General features: G+C 46.2%; 15 protein-coding genes and 1 pseudogene. 6 read left to right on the top strand and 10 right to left on the bottom strand.

The genetic code is table 11. The features are described 5' to 3' along the window. Window positions 1-787: pseudogene (locus DXZ20_RS32885) on the bottom strand (hypothetical protein); the annotation flags it as partial. A gap of 702 nt (window positions 788-1,489) precedes the next feature. Here DXZ20_RS32885 and DXZ20_RS32880 point away from each other — a divergent pair. Continuing rightward, entirely contained in the window at window positions 1,490-2,380 is an 891-nt protein-coding gene (locus DXZ20_RS32880; RefSeq protein ID WP_163702929.1) for a putative capsular polysaccharide synthesis family protein, read from the top strand. 34 nt (window positions 2,381-2,414) lie between these two features. Here DXZ20_RS32880 and DXZ20_RS32875 read toward each other — a convergent pair whose 3' ends face one another. Both DXZ20_RS32875 and DXZ20_RS32870 read right to left on the bottom strand, forming a co-directional pair. Beyond that, window positions 2,415-3,107: a DUF8692 domain-containing protein gene (locus DXZ20_RS32875; protein ID WP_250566007.1), complete on the bottom strand. Its 693-nt coding sequence runs from the start codon at window positions 3,105-3,107 to the stop codon at window positions 2,415-2,417. 56 nt (window positions 3,108-3,163) lie between these two features. Beyond that, the gene (locus tag DXZ20_RS32870) at window positions 3,164-4,324 is read right to left on the bottom strand and encodes a hypothetical protein (protein WP_163659997.1); all 1,161 of its coding nucleotides are present in this window, start codon (window positions 4,322-4,324) and stop codon (window positions 3,164-3,166) included. A 59-nt stretch (window positions 4,325-4,383) separates the two neighbouring features. On the opposite strand from DXZ20_RS32870, the gene DXZ20_RS32865 reads away from it, so the two are divergent. Next, the gene (locus tag DXZ20_RS32865; RefSeq protein ID WP_163659995.1) at window positions 4,384-7,545 is read left to right on the top strand and encodes an alpha-mannosidase; all 3,162 of its coding nucleotides are present in this window, start codon (window positions 4,384-4,386) and stop codon (window positions 7,543-7,545) included. A 361-nt stretch (window positions 7,546-7,906) separates the two neighbouring features. Here DXZ20_RS32865 and DXZ20_RS32860 read toward each other — a convergent pair whose 3' ends face one another. From DXZ20_RS32860 to DXZ20_RS32845, 4 genes are all read right to left on the bottom strand, one after another. Next, complete coding sequence (locus tag DXZ20_RS32860) at window positions 7,907-8,308, bottom strand: single-stranded DNA-binding protein (RefSeq protein WP_163659992.1); 402 nt, start codon at window positions 8,306-8,308, stop codon at window positions 7,907-7,909. Between the two features lie 102 nt (window positions 8,309-8,410). Beyond that, window positions 8,411-9,886: a glycogen synthase GlgA gene (glgA, locus tag DXZ20_RS32855; RefSeq protein WP_163702928.1), complete on the bottom strand. Its 1,476-nt coding sequence runs from the start codon at window positions 9,884-9,886 to the stop codon at window positions 8,411-8,413. Window positions 9,887-10,085: 199 nt separating this feature from the next. Beyond that, window positions 10,086-12,242 carry a polyphosphate kinase 1 gene (ppk1, locus tag DXZ20_RS32850; RefSeq protein ID WP_163659987.1) on the bottom strand — a complete coding sequence of 719 codons (2,157 nt, stop codon included), beginning with the start codon at window positions 12,240-12,242 and terminating at the stop codon, window positions 10,086-10,088. Between the two features lie 661 nt (window positions 12,243-12,903). After that, on the bottom strand, window positions 12,904-13,596 hold the full coding sequence (locus DXZ20_RS32845; protein WP_163702927.1) for a hypothetical protein: 693 nt from the start codon (window positions 13,594-13,596) through the stop codon (window positions 12,904-12,906). Between the two features lie 121 nt (window positions 13,597-13,717). Between DXZ20_RS32845 and DXZ20_RS32840 the strand changes: the two genes are divergently transcribed. From DXZ20_RS32840 to DXZ20_RS32830, 3 genes are all read left to right on the top strand, one after another. Then, complete coding sequence (locus DXZ20_RS32840) at window positions 13,718-13,915, top strand: ribbon-helix-helix domain-containing protein (RefSeq protein WP_163659983.1); 198 nt, start codon at window positions 13,718-13,720, stop codon at window positions 13,913-13,915. Between the two features lie 307 nt (window positions 13,916-14,222). Continuing rightward, window positions 14,223-14,381, top strand: coding sequence for a DUF4278 domain-containing protein (locus DXZ20_RS32835; protein ID WP_163659981.1), 159 nt, complete (start codon window positions 14,223-14,225; stop codon window positions 14,379-14,381). 257 nt (window positions 14,382-14,638) lie between these two features. Next, a complete protein-coding gene (locus DXZ20_RS32830; RefSeq protein WP_163659979.1) occupies window positions 14,639-15,133 on the top strand; it encodes a cupredoxin domain-containing protein in 495 nt (164 codons plus the stop codon). A gap of 39 nt (window positions 15,134-15,172) precedes the next feature. On the opposite strand, the gene murG is transcribed toward DXZ20_RS32830, so the two are convergent. Next, entirely contained in the window at window positions 15,173-16,258 is a 1,086-nt protein-coding gene (gene murG, locus DXZ20_RS32825) for an undecaprenyldiphospho-muramoylpentapeptide beta-N-acetylglucosaminyltransferase (RefSeq protein ID WP_163659977.1), read from the bottom strand. Window positions 16,259-16,560: 302 nt separating this feature from the next. Between murG and DXZ20_RS32820 the strand changes: the two genes are divergently transcribed. Next, entirely contained in the window at window positions 16,561-17,277 is a 717-nt protein-coding gene (locus tag DXZ20_RS32820) for a DUF8623 domain-containing protein (RefSeq protein ID WP_250564682.1), read from the top strand. Between the two features lie 13 nt (window positions 17,278-17,290). On the opposite strand, the gene DXZ20_RS32815 is transcribed toward DXZ20_RS32820, so the two are convergent. Together DXZ20_RS32815 and DXZ20_RS32810 are read right to left on the bottom strand one after the other, a co-directional pair. Then, window positions 17,291-17,677 carry a pentapeptide repeat-containing protein gene (locus DXZ20_RS32815; protein WP_006516967.1) on the bottom strand — a complete coding sequence of 129 codons (387 nt, stop codon included), beginning with the start codon at window positions 17,675-17,677 and terminating at the stop codon, window positions 17,291-17,293. A 164-nt stretch (window positions 17,678-17,841) separates the two neighbouring features. After that, window positions 17,842-18,333, bottom strand: a complete 492-nt coding sequence (locus DXZ20_RS32810) for a peptidoglycan-binding domain-containing protein (RefSeq protein ID WP_163659973.1) — start codon at window positions 18,331-18,333, stop codon at window positions 17,842-17,844. Window positions 18,334-18,395: the final 62 nt, after the last annotated feature.

Raw genomic sequence — 18,395 nt, 5'->3', positions numbered from 1 at the left:
GCACCATAAAGGACTGTAGTGCCCGGAACGGTTCATCGACTGCGATGCCCAGGGGACCATCTTCTCCACATATGCCGCGCCAGAGGGTGCGATCGCAATCCAAAGCAATGACTTTATAGGGAGGGCGCTTCAGGGCATGAACTGTCCGTGCAATTATTGTTCCGAGGGCGGCAAACGCTTCAGGAGTGAAGGGAATATGGCCGATGCGATCGCGATTAGCGTCATAAAAATCGTTAACGGGATATCGCGAGAAAATGGTCCCAGACGGTATAAAGTATAGATTATTAAGCGGGCTAAGTTCTTCGACAATCGTTTGCTCAATCTGGTTATAAAGGGCTCTTGTCTCAGTTGATGTATCTGGATTAGATGGACAAAAAACAACTATATGGGGTGTTGAAGAACGCTGAACTGACTCAAAGATAGCGTTAATTAGATCCTGACTATTTCTCTTTAAAATATCCCTACAAAGAGCGTTCAGATTTTCTTCAGTCTGCTCCTCGGATGTCTGAAATTTAATCCAATCTTCAATGCGTATCAGCAATAAGTTAATACCCTGAGTGTTTTGGGCCATTAAACTCGCAGGGTTGAGCAGTTGCTGAAATACCTGATTGTAATCAGTTAGGTTAACTTCCATAGCCAAACCCAGCTGAGCAAACCAGAATTCAAGAATTTCCTTGAGAGGGTCGGCGGTAAAAGTTGCGGCTACAACCAATTGACCAATTTCATTACCGGAATTAGATGCGGTTGACTCGTGAACATTATCCTTTGTGACAGTGGGCTTCATCATAATTCTGAGTAGATAGATGTTTTAAATACTTATCTTTAAGGGACCACAGAATGGTGCATGCTTCTCTCGTGCATCCATTGCAGTAATGATCAAAAGTTAGTAACCAATCGCCAATCATGATAAATTGTGAGCGATTTATGAAGTGAGTTGGAGCTTCCACACGTCCAAACAGTCTAAACAGCTACACCGTTTTGAACTTCTTGTTGCGTATACGTTGTGTATAAACTTTTACTCCTATTAAGTAAGGTTACTATTGATTCCACAATCCCTGAAGGTATTAATACTGAGACTTCAAGTAAGCTTCATAAATTTTGTTCTGAGGGCGTGAGTGATGTTGCGTACTATCACTTCACCAGCCTTGATAAAAGAGTGCCTGTCCTACTGTCACTATATCAACATAAATTTTTGGAAGTTATTCCTGCTTTCAAGCATATTCTCGTCAAGCCAAGCTTATCTATGGCACCATAAATCATGGTGTCTTGCTTTACGAACTTTACTCAAGCTTCATAAATAGATATGCCTCGACTGTAATTACCTGATCCTGTAAAGGCTATACGCGTTATTTCCTATTAGCTGTATGTTCAATCCAATGCTGTCAGAGTCTTTCCCGAAAGTAAGCACTTGATCAAGCCAGTGCAAAATCCTTGATAGGGGATATTCTAAGTAATTGACATTATTGACTTTTTTATTTGAAACCCATAAATGGCTCTAAGCATTAAAGGCAAACTAATCCAATGGTTAATTAAGAAAAACTTTCATCTTTCAAATTTCTATGAACAATTTAAGGTTGCAAAGGCTGATACGAAGGCCAATAAAATCTTGATTTACCAGATGGGTAAAGTAGCTTCAACTAGCTTACATAAGACACTAAAAAATCGAAATCTTGATGCTTCCATCTACCATTTGCATACTTTACAGCCTGCTTCTATCCATGAGGTGAAGCAGGCGTATAAAAAACGGTTTTTAATTACTCATAGAGTTGATGAACATCTTATTCATAGTCAATACCTGAGACGATGTTTAGATCGAGGTCTTAATGACTCAAAATCAAAATGGAAAATCATAACGTTAGTCAGAGATCCTGTCGCTCGCAATATATCAAAGTTTTTTCAGGAAAATCGTTATAATTCTGAATTTAATGCTCTGCTCAATGATTTTAATGTTGAGGCTTTGATCCAAAAATATTTTCATCATTATCTTGATGAAAAACACCCATTTACTTGGTTTGATGAAGAGCTTAGTCCCGTTTTTTCTATTGACAATCCCTTAAATGACTTTTCTAAAACTGACGGATTTAAGATCTATTCATATGATCATGTTGATTTGCTGGTTCTGAAAGTAGAGCATCTTGATCACTGTGTCGAAGAAGCCTTTAGCAAATTTCTGAATATTAATAATGTAAGCCTTGTGAAGGCCAATGTTGCAGGTAAAAGAAAAGAGCAAGGCAAAATCTATAAGCAGTTTAAGCAGCACATCAACTTTCCCCCAGAATATCTGGATAGGCTTTATCGATCTCCTCAGGTTGAAAAGATTTATAGTGAAGCTGAAATTCAGGGTTTCTACCGTCAATGGCAAGTTGCTCAAAAGATTTAGTAGTGCATGTTTGAGGGCATTCTGTTGATGCCTATCAAAAGTTCTGAAATAGTTGACCTGTGCGATCGCTAGTGTTTGATGGCGGATTGGCCATAGGAAATTTGGTAAGGGCTAATTTTGCTGATTGCCAAACGTAGATGCTTAGATTAACAAGGCCAAGCAACTTGGTTCCGTCTTCTAGCATGATGGGCGTGCCAATGCCACGAATGGGTAAAAAATCCGCCGCTGCCGAAAAGACCAGTAAAGCGCCAGAAATTAGCAGTAATCGATAGGGTGTTGTCAAAATAGTGCGCCAGAAGCAGATTGCGATCGCTACTCCAACGCTACTGTAAAGCCCATACATCAAAATTTTAGGAACATCTAATAAAGAATAGAGAATAAGAGTTATCCGAAATGCATCATCTGCTAATAACAGAGATAAAAATATACCGAAACAGCTTAAATATCGACGCAGTTGCCGATGACGTAACAAATGGGCGGTAAAGAAACAGAGTGCAATGGGGAAGCACCAAACAATTTCGGAAATCTCGGTGAGAATTCCTTCATAGGGTATGGAATAGGGCTCACTAAATAGCGTAATCAGTAAGTCAATACCCGTTGATCGCCTGAGCGTTCGCCCTGCCGAGTATCCGTTAAGTATGGTTGAGACTTTGATGTAGGCTGTGAGCAGGGCAAATGGAACGATAACTGCCAGATTTAGCAGTAAGGCTGTGCGATGAGTTTGCATAGCGCGGCACAGGCGATACCAAATTTTGAGCATGATAGGTGGCAGGATGCGTTAGGTTATCCCATGTTAGCTCTACCCTCAAGCCATTGTTGCCAACGATGTTCACACCAAGTCAGAACCCGATCTAACCAGCGCAGCATCCTTTCTAAAGGATGCTCTAAGTAGCTAACGTCATTGATGTTAGCTTCAAACGCATGGGGATCTTTGCTGGATAGGCGACGGGCACTGTAGGTATGGGTTGCACCACTTGATAAGCGTTGAGCCCGTGTTTTAACAGTACCTTTCGTCGCTGAAGACGGGTAAAAAACACGAGAGCGAGGTTGAGGATTGTTTGTTTCTAGAGGGGGCAGACTCAGGGCTTTTGGACCCGGTGCCACCTGAGCCCAGGCTTTTCGAAACTCCATCGGTAAGGCGGCAATAAAGACAGCACCAATGGCCAGAATTGTTTTAGCTGATAATTGCTTGGTTTTACGGGGGACAATGGTTCTCGATTCCCGATAGGCGTTCATGACGCAGGCAATGTAGTGTTTTAGGTCTGCCTGTTGTTCAGGGGTAAAAATATCGAAGACCTCATTGCTTGGGTTCACTAGAACTATCTTTTGAGTTTCGATAGAAGATGCCAGAGTGGTGCCATTTTGAAGCAAATCCGCCCTAGCTTGTCGCCGCATTCTTGCAGATTGAGCCACAGCTAACCCTTTAGATCTGTATTGAGGTTTAGCAGACGTTACGAGGTGACTCTGTTTTCTTTGGATGTTGGTAAGAGCAGCGGAACCCCTAGTAGATAATTGGCTCCCTGGAAGTTGTTGCCTTATCCGTTGAATAACACCAGATAGAAGAGATTGTGCCTTGCTTAATAGGCTACCTGAAGGGGCGATTACTAGCTGGGATGAGTCTTCTGAGGAGAGCAGTTGTTGTGTGTGGGTCAAAATTGCAGTGAACGAATGCTCAAGGTCAGTAACATTGCCCTGAGCACGAGTGGTGGGGACAGTGGGTTGGCTGCTGCTAGTGTCAGGGGTATTATTGCTGCCCAGGGCAAAATTTGCTCGTTCTAATGCCCGCATGACGACATAGATGGGAAACACTGCGACCTGCGCACCCCAGGTGGCGGTTGACTGTAGCTGCCGCCAAGCTCGATCTTGTCGTTCTAACCCCTGCTGCCACTGCTGCAGGACGAATCTGAGTAATTTGCTTTTGTAGGGGCGAGACGACGATGGCATAGTTGTATGGCAAGTATCCTCAGATCCTTGATCAATCTTAGTTCGATCTTAGCGGAAGTATGAACGCCCCTATCTCATTTGTGACGAACCTGATTCAAGAGCTGCGGTCCTACAGTCAGCAGGATGTGCAAATGCATTGGCACGGTTTGTATGAGGATATGGGGGGCAGCCTGACAGCGGCGATGGAACAGGGGCCTCAATGGGATGTGATGCCGTTGAATGAACGTCATCACATTGCTTGGTCTCAGGGACGAGTGCTGTTCTTGTATCAACGGTTTACGGTGCCTGATACTCTGAATGGCTATCCCTTAGATGGTTTGACTCTGCGTTTAGTCACTGCTTGGTGGGCTGAAGATGCACAGCTTTATATTAATGGTGAGTTCGTCCAGGCGGGGGATTTGTTCGACTTCTTCACGCGTCTTTGTTTGAGTGAGGCGGTGATGCCGGGACAATCGTTTGAGGTGGTGCTGCGCCTGGCAAGTCCGAAGCATGATGCAGGGGCGTTGGTGCGATCGCATCTAATTTATGAGGCCTTAAATCACGCCATCAGCCCTGAACCTGGCTTTGTGGCCGATGAATTACAGGTGCTGCATTACTATTTGCAGACGTTGACGCCAGAAAACTTGCCTGCAGTGACGGATCTTATTACTCAAGAGTGGCAAGCCAGCAATGGCGATTTACATCAGCGTCTTGCCCACTTGCGCCAATGTCTGTTGCCCTATGGCGATTGGCTGAAACAGCGGCAAATTCACTGTGTTGGCCATGCCCATTTAGATTTAGCTTGGCTGTGGCCTGTGGCTGATACCTGGCAAGCGGCAGAGCGCACCTTTACCTCGGTTTTGACACTACAGCAGGAGTTTCCTGAACTGATCTATACCCACTCTAGTCCGGCCTTATTTGCTTGGTTAGAAACCAATCGCCCTCAACTGTTTCGTCAAATTCAGCAGCAGGTGGCTGCAGGGCAATGGTCTATTGATGCAGGGCTGTGGGTTGAACCTGAGCTGAATATTGTCAGTGGAGAAGCGATCGCACGACAGATCCTCTACGGTCAGCGGTATTGCCAAGAAAAGTTTGGTACCCGCAGTTTAATCGCATGGCTCCCTGATACTTTTGGTTTTTGTTCGCAGCTGCCCCAGCTACTCAAGCTAGGCGGTGTAAATATATTTGCCACCCAAAAACTCCGGTGGAATGACACCACCCAGTTTCCCCATGAGCTATTTCGTTGGCAAGCCCCCGATGGCAGTGAAATTTTAGGGTGGACGTTACCTCCTATTGGTACGGATTTTGATCCTGTCCAGATGGCAGAGTATGCCGCGCAGTGGGAACAGAAAACAAATAGCCCCCATGCATGTTGGTTACCTGGTGTCGGTGATCACGGCGGTGGCCCCACCCGTGACATGTTAGCTAAGGCGCGACGCTGGCAAGAGTCTCCATTTTTCCCCCAGGTGAGATTCTCAACCCCAGTCAACTTCTTAAAGACTGTATCCCATGCTTTACCCCACGCTGATTATCCCAGTACAGACATAGAACAAACGTTTTTTACTAGTCAAATTCTTCCTGCTTTACCCCTATGGAATGATGAGCTATATCTGGAGTTGCATCGCGGATGCTACACAGCCCACAGTGATCAAAAGCAACAGAATCGTCGCGCAGAAGATTTGTTATATCAGGCGGAGCTATGGTCAACGATAGCGCAGATAAAAGCTGCACACCCTTATCCTAAAGATAGCTTAGAGGCCGCCTGGAAAGGGTTGTTGTTTAATCAGTTCCATGATGTTTTGCCAGGCTCATCGATTCCGGAAGTCTTTCAAGATGCAAACCAAGAGTGGTCTAAGGTGGAGAGCTTAGGGCAAGAGGCATTGGTCAATGCATTAGAGACCCTATCCGGTCAATCATTACCAGAGCAAGGTCAACCATTGTTTGTGTTTAATGCCCATGGCTGGTCACGCACGGAGGTTGTGACTGCAACATTACCGTTAGGCCAGTGGCAAATTATTAATTGCGAAACCAAGCAGCCAGTGGAGTATGAGGTGCATCGAGCAAGTAACCCATTAGCTAAAAAGGCTAACGAAGAGAGTCAGGTTCTCAGCTTTTTAGCCGCTGATGTGCCAGCAGTGGGCTATCGATTATATGCGCTCGTGTCTGATGCTTCAGAGAAGAGAGACGACCAAAACTCAGATGAACTTGTTTTAGATAATGGGTATTTACAAGTTGTTGTTTCTCCAGATACTGGAGACATTGCTTCCTGTATTCATGTGGCGACGGGACGAGAGATTTTTAAGGCAGCGGCAAATCAGTTGCAGTGTTTTGAAGATAGTGGTCAGTATTGGGACGCATGGAATATTGCGCCAGACTATGCCGATCATCCCGCTGCCCCTGCAAAGCTGTTGGAGATAAAATGGATTTCTCGTAATTCTGTTCGCCAGTGCTTGCGTGTTACCCGTCAGCTCAATATATCCACGATTGTTCAAGAGTATTGTTTGGAAGCGGCGTCTCCTTTGCTAAAAGTGGAGACCTGGGTGGATTGGCAGGAGACGCAGGTGGTGCTCAAGGTTAATTTTCCGACCACTGTGGAGGCTGATCAGGCGACCTATGAGGTGCCCTTCGGTGCCATTGAGCGGCCTACAAAACCGATAACTGACCATGAAAAAGCAAAGTGGGAAGTGCCTGCTTTACGCTGGGCTGATTTGAGTGATGATACATTTGGCCTGAGCATTTTGACAGACTGTAAGCATGGGTTTGATGCCCAGCCAAGTCAGTTAAGACTGACCTTATTAAAGGCTCCGCTATGGCCTGATCCAGGTTGCGATCGCGGTCATCATCATTTCACCTATGCCATTTATCCCCATGCAGGTTCCTGGCAATCGGCCTGCACCCCCCACCATGCTCGGGCACTCAATATTCCCCTAAGGACTTACCTTCCTAAAGCAATGACATCCTCAAATCGCTCTACTCCTGTTTCGACCAGCCAGAGCTTTTTCAGCTTGGAATCCGATCACCTCATCCTGGCCGCACTTAAACCGAGCGAGTCAGATCCAGAGAGGTTTATAGCTCGATACTACGATGCCTATGGAAGATCATCTGCGAAAAATGTGTCCATGACGAATAGTTTAGGGCTCACGGTAGGAAAATCCCTTAATCTACTGGAAGAGCCTACAGAGCCATCCACTGCTCGACCTTACAAAATTGAAACTCGTTGTCTTTATTCGCAAGACGTATGATATGAAACCCTGATTGATAGCGTTCGATATTTAAGGGTATCCACAAGGGACTGCCCCTACAGGAGTCTCCATGTTTAATCGGGTTTAATAAATTCGGATTGGGTATGAGAAGCATAAAGGCCGAATTGTCAATGACGACAACTCGGCCCGTTTCTGTATATGGGTGTAGGAATAGGGGGTGGGTTACATATAATTTGTTTGTCTACACACTAATTCATCCCAGATGATGTCCATCAGCTAACACTTGAGCAAAGATCGCTTGAACTTTCTTTAAAGACGCTGGAATGTTTCTTTCAAAGGCATTAAAAGCTACTAAGTCACCTCAAAAAACGCTACATAGGTTCGCCGTAAGACTAGGTGTTTATACAGCTACAGGAGTTTTGTCGTTAGCTCTTTGATCACTATGATTGTTGTCCCTATTAGGGTCTTTTACTACATCTAAGTCAATATCGAGAACCTTCATAGTGAGTCCTGCTTTGGGCGTGCCATCTGTCTTTGATACATAGGGTGTGGGCTCTACACTCCCCGTACAAATAATGAGTGAACCTTTTTTCAAAAAAGCTAGGGTGCGCCAGGCGGGAGAGCCTTCCCAAATATTTAATCTCACGGTAAAAGACTCATTTCTATCTTTCACCCCGCGCACATAGATAGTGGCACTAGCTACCTGAGCTTGACGACCACTGCGGAGGTCGACAGTTTTAACAGCGGCGTCAGCAGCTAAGTTACCGCTAACAGTCCACTTGTTTAGGCCAGCACTAGACATGGCAAATAAACCCCTTTTGAGATGACTAGGTGTGCTATCTCAAAATGCCCACCCTGGCCAAAGGGGTTTGTATTGCTTGTGATATCGATTTCTGTTGTTAGCTTAGCGGTGACGGATTGAATCGTAGATTTTAACGTATTGTTGGCCAGGGATATGCCATGAATAGTCATAGGCCATGCCCTGGCGTTGTAGCGTTTGGAAACCTTTGCGGTCGGTGTACCAAAGATCTAACGCCCGATCTAATGCTGACTCTAGAGCATAGTTATCTGACTGGTAGAACACAAAACCATTGCGTTTTTCAGGCGGTTTACTTTCGTCATAGTCAATGTCAAAGACAGTATCCACGAGGCCACCGACACCACGGACCACCGGAACAGTGCCATATTTAAAGCTAATCAACTGAGTCAAACCACAGGGCTCAAAATTACTCGGCACCACAATCATGTCCGCACCAGCATAGATCAGGTGTGATAGTTCCTCGTTGAATCCCAGCTCCAAATGGCAGTTAGGATTATCATTTTGGTGAGCTTTTTCGTAATGGAAATGGTCATTAATACTGGCATTAGTGGCTGAGCCCAGCAGTACAAACTGAGCACCCCGGTCGAGGGCTCGGTACATGGCGTGGTGCACCAGATGTACACCCTTTTGCTCGTCCAGGCGACCAATAAAAGCGACGAGTGGTTTGTCATCATGGCTTAGCATCAGCCGTTCGCGTAGCGCTTTCTTGTTGTAAAGCTTATGGTCTAGCGTATCGGGGGTGTAGGGCTCGGGAATGTAAGTATCAACCTTAGGATTCCATAGGTTATAGTCGATGCCGTTGAGGACGCCCTTAAACTTATGCTGGTTGATATGAAGCGTTTGGCCTAAACCATAGCCAAAGTCTCCATGGTGTGCTTCCCAGGCATGGTGGGGTGAAACGGTGGTAACAGCATTGGAGTAAGTAATCCCACCCTTCATGTAGTTGAGGGCGAAGGGGTTAAAGTTATCCTGTAGCCGCTCATGATTGAAGTAGTAGGGTTCGCGATTTAGACCCGTCGCCCATAGCACCTCGGTACCAGCATTGCCTTGGTGCTTAAAGTTATGGATGGTATAACACACCCGCTGGTGCTCCATGCCATGATACTTATAGATTTCGAAAAGCATCACCGGCACTAGACCTGTTTGCCAGTCATGGCAGTGGATGATATCAGGTCGCTTATTGCTTTGCTGTAAAAACTCTAGGGCTGCCTTACTAAAGAAAGCAAAGCGCATAGGGTCATCATCGCAGCCGTAATACCGGCCACGGCGGAACCAATTGTCTTTGTCGTGGGGCTCAATAAAGAAACAGAGACGTCCATGCACCCATCCGCAGTGAACATCACAGCGAACTTCGGCACCATACCAGGGCACTTTGAGATCTTTGTAGGCATCGTGTAGACCCCAAATGTGGTCGTACCGCATGCAATCGTATTTTGGCAGAATCAGCTCTACTGTATGGCCGGATAATTCCAACTCGCGACTCAAGCCATAGACCACATCCCCTAGACCGCCGGCCTTAATCACCGGAGCGCATTCGGAGGCGATTTGTACGATATACATGTTTACCCCTCGCTGCTTATAAAAATGGATTTTTAATGTATGAGCATTTTTCTTAATAGGAACAAGTGCACTATAAGATGAGCATTTATTCCTATTAAGAGGATATTGTATAGAAACATGAAGCCTTCCGCACTGTCTATTTGATGTAGTTTGATGCGGAAACGTAATGATCTCGGTGTGAGTTAGGCTATGACTGGCTTTAGGACATTCTTGCAGTAGCACGTTGCATGAGCTGTTGATGGGAGCTACGCTCAGGTTCATCAGAGTGAGGGTGGCGTTGTGCATAGCTGCCATCAGACTGCATTTCCCAGGCTTGACGGTTATCTGCCATGAAAATGGCTAGCAGTTCCTTGAGTTCATCCACCAAGCTTGATTCTTCGATAGGAGTCACGGCTTCGACCCGTCGATCTAGATTGCGGGGCATCCAATCGGCACTGCCGATATAGACTTCTTCTTGGTGATTATTTTGAAAGTAGAAAATCCGAGAATGCTCTAAAAATCGGCCAATAATGCTGATGACGCGGATGTTTTTGCTAACCTCAGGAATGCCGGGTTTGAGACAGCAAATGCCACGAATGATGAGGTCGATCTGAACGCCTGCTTGGGAGGCTTTGTACAGCCAACGGGTCATCTCAGGATCAACTAACGAATTCATTTTGGCAATGATCTTGCCGGGACGTCCTTCTAGGCAATGGTCGATCTCACGTTGAATCAGGCCAATCATGCGATCTCGAAGTGTAACCGGTGCCACCAGTAGCTTGCGATAGGCTTTTTGGTGGCAAAAGCCAGTCAAATAGTTAAACAGATCGGACAAATCCGCACCCAGAGTTTCTTGACAGCTCATGAGTCCCAAATCAGTATAGAGCTTAGCAGTTTTGGGATTGTAATTGCCGGTGCCAATATGAACGTAACGACGTAGCTCATCGCCTTCTTCACGCACGACGAGAGCTGTTTTGGTGTGGGTTTTTAACCCTAGCACCCCATAGACAACGTGAATGCCTGATTGCTCTAAGCGTCTGGCCCATTCGATATTGTTCTCTTCATCAAATCGGGCCTTTAACTCAACCAGTACTGCTACCTGCTTACCATTTCTCGCTGCCTCAATCAGTGCGTTAACGATGGGAGAATCCCCAGATGTTCTGTACAGAGTCATTTTGATGGCCTGCACTTGAGGGTCATGGGCAGCCTGGGTGATCAGAGTTTGCACCGAGGCATCAAAGGCTTCATAAGGATGGTGAAGCATCAGATCCCCATCTCGAATAATGGAAAAAATATCCGGGTGAGTATCGGGTAGATCTAGAGCTTCTTCAACGTCTACTTCATGGATAGGTTTGAGACGCGGTGGGATAACAGCTACCCAGGGAGAATCTTTGATGTCTGGTCTGGAGATAGACAGAAAAAAAAAGAGATCCTGCAGGTTGAGTAAGCCGTCTACTTGGTAGATGTCAGTAGGGCTAATTTTGAATTCTTGAATCAGAGAGTCTTGTAGTTCCTGGGGAAATGTTGATGCTACCTCAAGACGAACGACAGATCCTTCCAGTCGACGTCTGCTAATCTCTTGCTGAATGGCTAGTAAGAGATCGTCAGCTTCTGCCTCACGTACGGGGAAGTCGGCATCTCGGGTAATCCGAAACAGATGACTACTGAGAATAGTCATGCCTGGAAACAAAGCCTCCAGGTGATGAATGATGATATCTTCCAGGGCTACACCTACCCAATGAACTGACTCACCATTAACAGTTGTGAGTTCGTCTGGCAAACTAATGAACCGAGGCAGGTTGTTCGGCACTTTGATTCTGGCAAAGCGACGTTCTTGGTTCTTGGGGTCTTCAATTTCGGCGGCAATATTGAGGCTGAGATTGGACATGCGGGGGAAGGGATGGGCAGGATCAACACCCAGAGGAGTCAAAATTGGAAAGATGCGGGAGTCAAATAATTTGGCGAGGTGAGACTTTTGTTCTTTGCTGAGTCGATCGTAGGTGAGAAGATGGATGCCTTCGTTAGCCATTTGCGATCGCATCTCACCCAAGAAATACTCATGTTGTCGTTGCACAACTGGTAATAGGTGACTATGAATACGCTCTAGCTGTTGTTGAGGTGTCAGACCATCTGCCGGAGTCTTTGTAATATTTGCTTGTGCCTGCTCCAATAGGCCAGACACCCGTACCATGAAGAATTCGTCCAGGTTGGTACTGAAAATTGCTAGAAATTTGAGGCGTTCTAGCAGAGGCGTTCTCTCATCAAAGGCCTCGTGGAGCACCCGGTCGTTAAACTGCAACCAGCTCAGCTCTCGATTGCAGTAATAATCAGGGTTACGCAGATTGGGGATCGTTTGCTTCTTTACAGAAACGGTCATTATGGGGGCTCCTCAAGGTAATCCTTGACTTAATGGGGGCTTTTCCCTTTGATACCGCAGATTTGAATAGCTGCAACGACAGGATTAAATTGCTTAACTATCTTGGCTGCTACGCAAACGATATCGGGAGATGTCAGACTATAATCTGTCGGTAAAGAAAAGGTTATGGAACGGGGCAAATAACTAAAAAATGGTTGTCTAAGACCGATTTCTGGGTGTTTTAAAAGTAGGATGGATGGGGTGTGATCACAAACAAGTCACTGCTTTAGTTCGCCTGTACTTGTTTTCGGATGCCATGCCAACCTATTCCTTAAGAAAGGTTTCTATGTAGTTGGACCCATTCTTTTCGATAGCTAACCGAAAGGTATCTGGATTCTCCAGAAAAACTCATTGGTGAGCCTAAGAATCTGCTCTATGCTAGTTTGGGTGTTCCGGAGTTTGGGTGATTTAATGGCCAAAAATGGCAGATTCTATAGCTTACAGATGGCCATTATGTGGAGAAAGAGAAGTCTCCGCCCTTGTTGTTAGTGGATAAGACAGATTTGTAGCAGTGTCTAGAAACAGCCTTAGTGGATGAGGTCACTGCGGAAATAGATTTTTGTCAATGGGTTTGTGCTCAGTCTAGCTCGTCAGGTGAGTTGAGATTTAAGTTCTGCTCAATCTATTCCTGAGCCGTAATGTTATGTTGTTGATAGAAAGTTGTTCGTTTTGCGTAGCGCTCTTGACGGTAATGCTCTCGTTCTTTTGCTGTGGCTTGAGCTACAGGAGTTTTGGAAAATCCTTCAATAACTGGGTAACTTGCGCCTAAATACATCAATACCAGTTCCTGTATGTGAGTATTGTTGACCAATTCTCGTGGCAAAGTACTAAAAGCTTGGGAGAGTTTTTGTTGCGTTTCCGGTGACCTGACTTGCTCAGGTTGAGTTAGATCGGCATCAAGAGGTATTTCAGCAGGCCATTGATAGAAGGCTTGTTCAGCAAAGGCAATCAGCCATGGAGCGAATTCAGGATGATGCCAAAGGGTGATTTGATTTTCTAGAAGTGAGTTGACTAGGTCGGTGGGCTCTAGTGGTTGTGGTGCTGATGAAGGATCGGCAGTGTAGAAGTCATCTATATTATCATCGAACCAGGCATACCAAGTAGAGCTACTGCCGTGGTCTTGAAACCTGCCAGGCTGCGTAGAGTCCTCGGAGGTGGCACTGCTAGGTGTTTGATGAGTTAAGCCAAGCGTTTTTTCTTGGGCATAGCTACGGATGAGCCATGTTAACCATGGCATGAATCCTAACTTCATGGAGCTGGCTAGGATAATGTCCCGTAATGTCGCTAATGGTTGACTCAACAATTGTTTATGCATTTTGGCAGTTTAGTACAAACATTCTTTTTGATCAAGCTTATTTACATTTTTTAGTGGTGTTAAAACACAAATCGATGTCTATTTGATGTAATAAGTGTGTCTGTAGATGAGAGGCGGTATCATGGCCGCTATGACCAAACGTGTGCAAGTAACCCTTCCAGACCGCCTAGCGGAAGCTCTAGAGCAGTGGGCCGCCTATGATGGCCGACCACTGAGCAATCTTTGTGCTTTTTTGCTGGAAAAGGCAGTGCTTGATGCCAAGCAAGCTGGTGCTGAGTGGTCTGAGTCTGATAACGCCTCTGATAAGTCACGCAAGTGATTGCCAAGCCATATAAGGGGATTGTCAGGGGTATCTATCTATGAGGAAATTATCAATCGCTGGTTTAGTTCAGCTCTAGATATTCAAGAAGAAACAGTCCTGGGATGTTGGAATCTGTAAAGATAGTCATTTCCCACTCTTTCCGATAATGGAAAAAACAAGATTTAATCTTTCCGTTGGTGGAAGGTCTTAGCGCTTTTGCTTAGCCATACTATTGGCAAGTCAGGTGAGTGTTGCCCCATCGTCAGCATGCTGTCTAATGCGCTATAATCCGTCACCGCTAAACACATTTATTTGGAATTTATCCATGCAACTCACTCACCTCGGCGCACCCTACACGCCTTCTACCCAGTCCATTGAAACTGTCGAAACCAAGGCTAAACTTTCCTTCTTGGGCCGTAGGTTCAAAATGAGAGCTCCCGTTGCTATGCCGGTCACCCCCAGATCTAACCCCCTCACGTTATAGTGTTCGCTACAACGCTTAACTATAGACTCACACAGTTTCAAAACTGCTGTGTACTCTCTCATGTAATACAGATTGTCAGTGTTCATCACGACTCCCTGGTCTCTGGTTGTTTTGCCAGGGACCACTTTCTTTTGTGGCAGCCACCATAAAACGTCCTCCAACTAAGAACTGGTATTAAAGGTTCTTGCGTAGCGGGTATTGGCATTCACTCAGGCAAGTAAGATTGTTATGTAGATCCGAGTGATGGAGTCTGGGGAATGATGGTGACCCTACGCACTTGCCTCAGCGCTTTGAAGAATTGGGGACAAACTCTAGTTCTAATGGGGCTGTTTCTAGTCTTGTCTATCTTAGTACTGTCCACGAATAGCGCTTTTGCCGCAGGAGCCCCAAGCCAACAACCGATAGATACACTACAGGTGCACCTGGGTGATAAATCAGGTGCTCTGGTCTTTGAACCTGACACGTTAACCTTTGATGCTGGTAAACGCTATAAGCTGCTGCTAGATAATCCTAGCCCCGTCAAGCATTACTTTACGGCCAAAGACTTTGCGGATGTAATCTGGACTCAAAAAGTAGAAGCAGGCCAGGTCGAAGTCAAAGGTGCTATTCATGAACTGGAGCTGAAGCCTGGAGCTGAGGCTGAATGGGTATTTATTCCTCAAAAACCAGGGATTTATGAACTCCACTGCTCAATTGCTGGTCATGCTGAGGCTGGTATGGTTGGCGAGTTGACAGTAACGGCTGGCGTTTAACTGCCCCACTATTTGAGGGCATCAGATAGTGGGGCATCATCATTCCATTGTTTTTTGCAGCAGGCTTGCCACCTGCTCTGCGCTGTCACTGACGGCTAAAGCTGCTGCTGCAACCCTCATGCAGTCCAATTCTGCTGGATTTTCCAGGAGTGCTAAGACCCACTTTTGCAACGTGTCGCCATCAAGGTCTGACTGTCGATATACCTTACTCGCTCCGACAGTGCCAAAAGCGTTGGCGTTATAAGCTTGGTGGTCGTCTGCTGCAAAGGGGTAGGGAATTAAGACAGATGGGGTATGGGTCATGGCTAGTTCCGTTAATGTGCCAGCTCCGGCCCGACTAATCACTAGGGTGGAGCGCTTAAAAAGGGCGGCTACATTTTTAAAGAATGGACGATGAATGTATTGAGGGTGGTTCAGAGTCTCGGTGTCTGGATCATTGTTGCCCGTTTGATGAATTACCCAGGCACCTTGTTCCAACCAGGCTGGGGCTGCAGCCCGTACAAGCTTATTTACAGCGACAGCGCCTTGACTGCCACCAATCACAACGATTAAGGGGACATTGTCAGGGATGGAGAAATCCTGGAGACTGGCATGACTGTCAGTCAAAAACTGCGATCGCACTGGTGTCCCCACCCAGACTGTCTGCGCTTGTTTAGGCAAATACTGGCGGGTTTCCTTAAATCCAATAGCAACTATTGAGCACAAGCGGCTCAGCCAACGAGTCACTTTTCCCGGCATGGCGTTGGACTCATGCAACACAGTGGGCAACCCCAAACTGCGGGCGGCAATGATGGCAGGTGCCGCAATGTATCCACCAGTGGTAAAGACGCCCTTAAAGTTACCTCGCTGTAGCAGTCGCCGAGTCGCCAACGTGGCTTGTGCAAACTGGACAAATAGTTTTATAGTCCCTAACCCCAGTTTGCCCTGAACGCCTCCCATGCGGACCGTATGGAGGGGGTAGCACGCCGGGACAAGTTCAGTTTCTAAACGATCGGGCACACCAAGCCATTCAATTGGCCCAGTCAGATGCTCGGCAGTTGCGATCGCAGGAAAAAGGTGGCCGCCAGTGCCACTGGCAGCAATCAAAAGCTTATTGCCTTCACCATTTCCTTGTCTGTCGTCCATAATGTGAAAGACCCTGACCATCCATCAGTAACAATGGCCTGAATAATTAGGCTTTATAACTGTTTCTAGATTGGGACTTGAGTTTAGGGGTATGTTTAGCAATAACTTAGCCAGGAGCTATTATCCGCTGAATCGGCACCAATGGGTCAGCGATTGCAATTGCACAGACTGAGCCAGTCGGCTCTAAGATAATGCCTTTTGCTTAATTTGACCAACCTCAATTGTCACAGATACTACTATCGAGGACTTTACATATGATTCACCCTTGCCACTGGTCGTTATGTTCACTGGGTGTGCTAGGGATGAGTGTATTTGGCTTGACTGCCCAAGCAGCTCCTCCAGAAACCGCACCAGCAGCTTTGACTACTGCCCTAGAGCAGATTGAATCTGCTTCTAATGAGCGAGATATAGATGGGGTGATGGAATTTTATGCCGACAGTTTTACAAATAATGACGGCTTTACCTATGCCACCCTTGAAACAACGCTACCGCAGCTATGGGAACGCTACGAGACTCTTAATTATCGGGTAGAACTGCAGTCATGGGAAGAAGTTGATGGTGGCTATGTTGCTGAGACCGTCACCTATATTGATGGCACGCAGACCATGCCTCGGCGTCTAAGCCTGGAGTCGGTCATTCACTCTCGCCAGCAGTTTACGGGAAATAAAATTACATCCCAAGAAATTTTATCTGAGCGTAACCAGCTCAGTTCTAGTGCCACATCCCCTGAGATTGTGGTGATTTTGCCGGAGCGTGTACAGCCAGGTGAAAGTTATGGATTTGATGCCATTGTTCAAGAACCCTTAGGCGAGCGTTATTTGCTAGGTGCAGCGTTAGATGAGGGGACCACACAAGAAGATTTCTTTACGCCACGACCCCTGGATCTAGAACTGTTATCGGCCGGTGGTTTATTTAAGCTCGGTGATGCTCCCACCGATGACGATAACCTATGGGTTTCGGGGCTACTGATTCGTGAAGACGGTCTGATTGTAGTTACCCGGCGTCTGCGGGTAGAGTAGTCGCGTCTGCCGTCTAATGCAGATGTAGCGGACTACCATCTGGAGCCACCGCACCCCAAACATTACTGTCCACAAAAACAGTATCGATAATCGTTGCCCCGCTCAGGTCAGCTGCTCGGAGGTCAGCTTTATGTAGCCTGGCGGTTGTCAAGTTAGCGCGCCGCAGGTTAGCTCGATGTAAATGAGCCTGGGTCAAATTAGCCTTTGTCAAGTTAACATCGCGCAAAATTGCCCATTCCAAATCGGTGCCTACTAAAGAGGCCTCACTTAAAATGCTGTAACTGAGATCAATCTCAGGCAGCTGTAAGTGGCTTAAGTCACATCCACTCAAGTCCAAGCCGTGAAATATGCGCTCACCCTGTTCGTAACGTTTGATTAAACATTGAATGTTCGATTGCATCGTGATATTCATCAAAGAAGTCTAGTAGGCTTACTCATCTACTAGTGATGACATCCGTGTATATGTGACCGGTCAGTGTAGTGGTCAATACAGTGATTGGGTCAGTGAGCTAAGGCTGGCTAAAGTGGAAAACACCTTGCTGTGAGAGAAATATAGCGGTTTTCTTAATATGCTATATCCGGGGTATGGATAGGTAAGGGGTGTGGCAGTTGCCCGTGCTGTTCGCAACATTGCTTCATGGCAGCTTGGGTGGATTGTCCCATCACCCCATCAATGGCTCCGTTATAACAACCGTGTTTGTGAAGATATTGCTGTAGAGTTTTGCATTGGGATTTTTGCAGACGCTGGGCTAAATCCTGGAACGCTTCGTTTAGCCATGCTTCATTCAGGCATGTCTGCAATTTTTGCTGCTGGTCAGTAATATCGTTTTCATCAATCCAACTCTGTAAGTGAGCCAGCATATGATCAGCTTCATCAATGAGAAAGCTAATGAGTGGATTTGTTTCGGCAGTTGCCAAAATGGTATCCAAACGATCTGCATCGTTTTTGTTGAGAGCAGGCTGCACAGACAACTGACAATAGGTGTGGATCAAATCGCGATGCAGCTGAGATTGATCGTTAATACCGAGATTGCGAGGACTGGAGTAGCTAAACATGGGATGGTCTCCATTGCAGTTATTGGGTGAGTCGCTAAGGGGTTAGTGGCTGGGGGTGTGAT

This window comes from Adonisia turfae CCMR0081, assembly GCF_011009555.1.
Classification (GTDB): domain Bacteria; phylum Cyanobacteriota; class Cyanobacteriia; order Phormidesmidales; family Phormidesmidaceae; genus Leptothoe; species Leptothoe turfae.
Note: the sequence above shows the minus strand (reverse complement) of the source record. Positions and strands in the feature narration are given on the sequence as shown.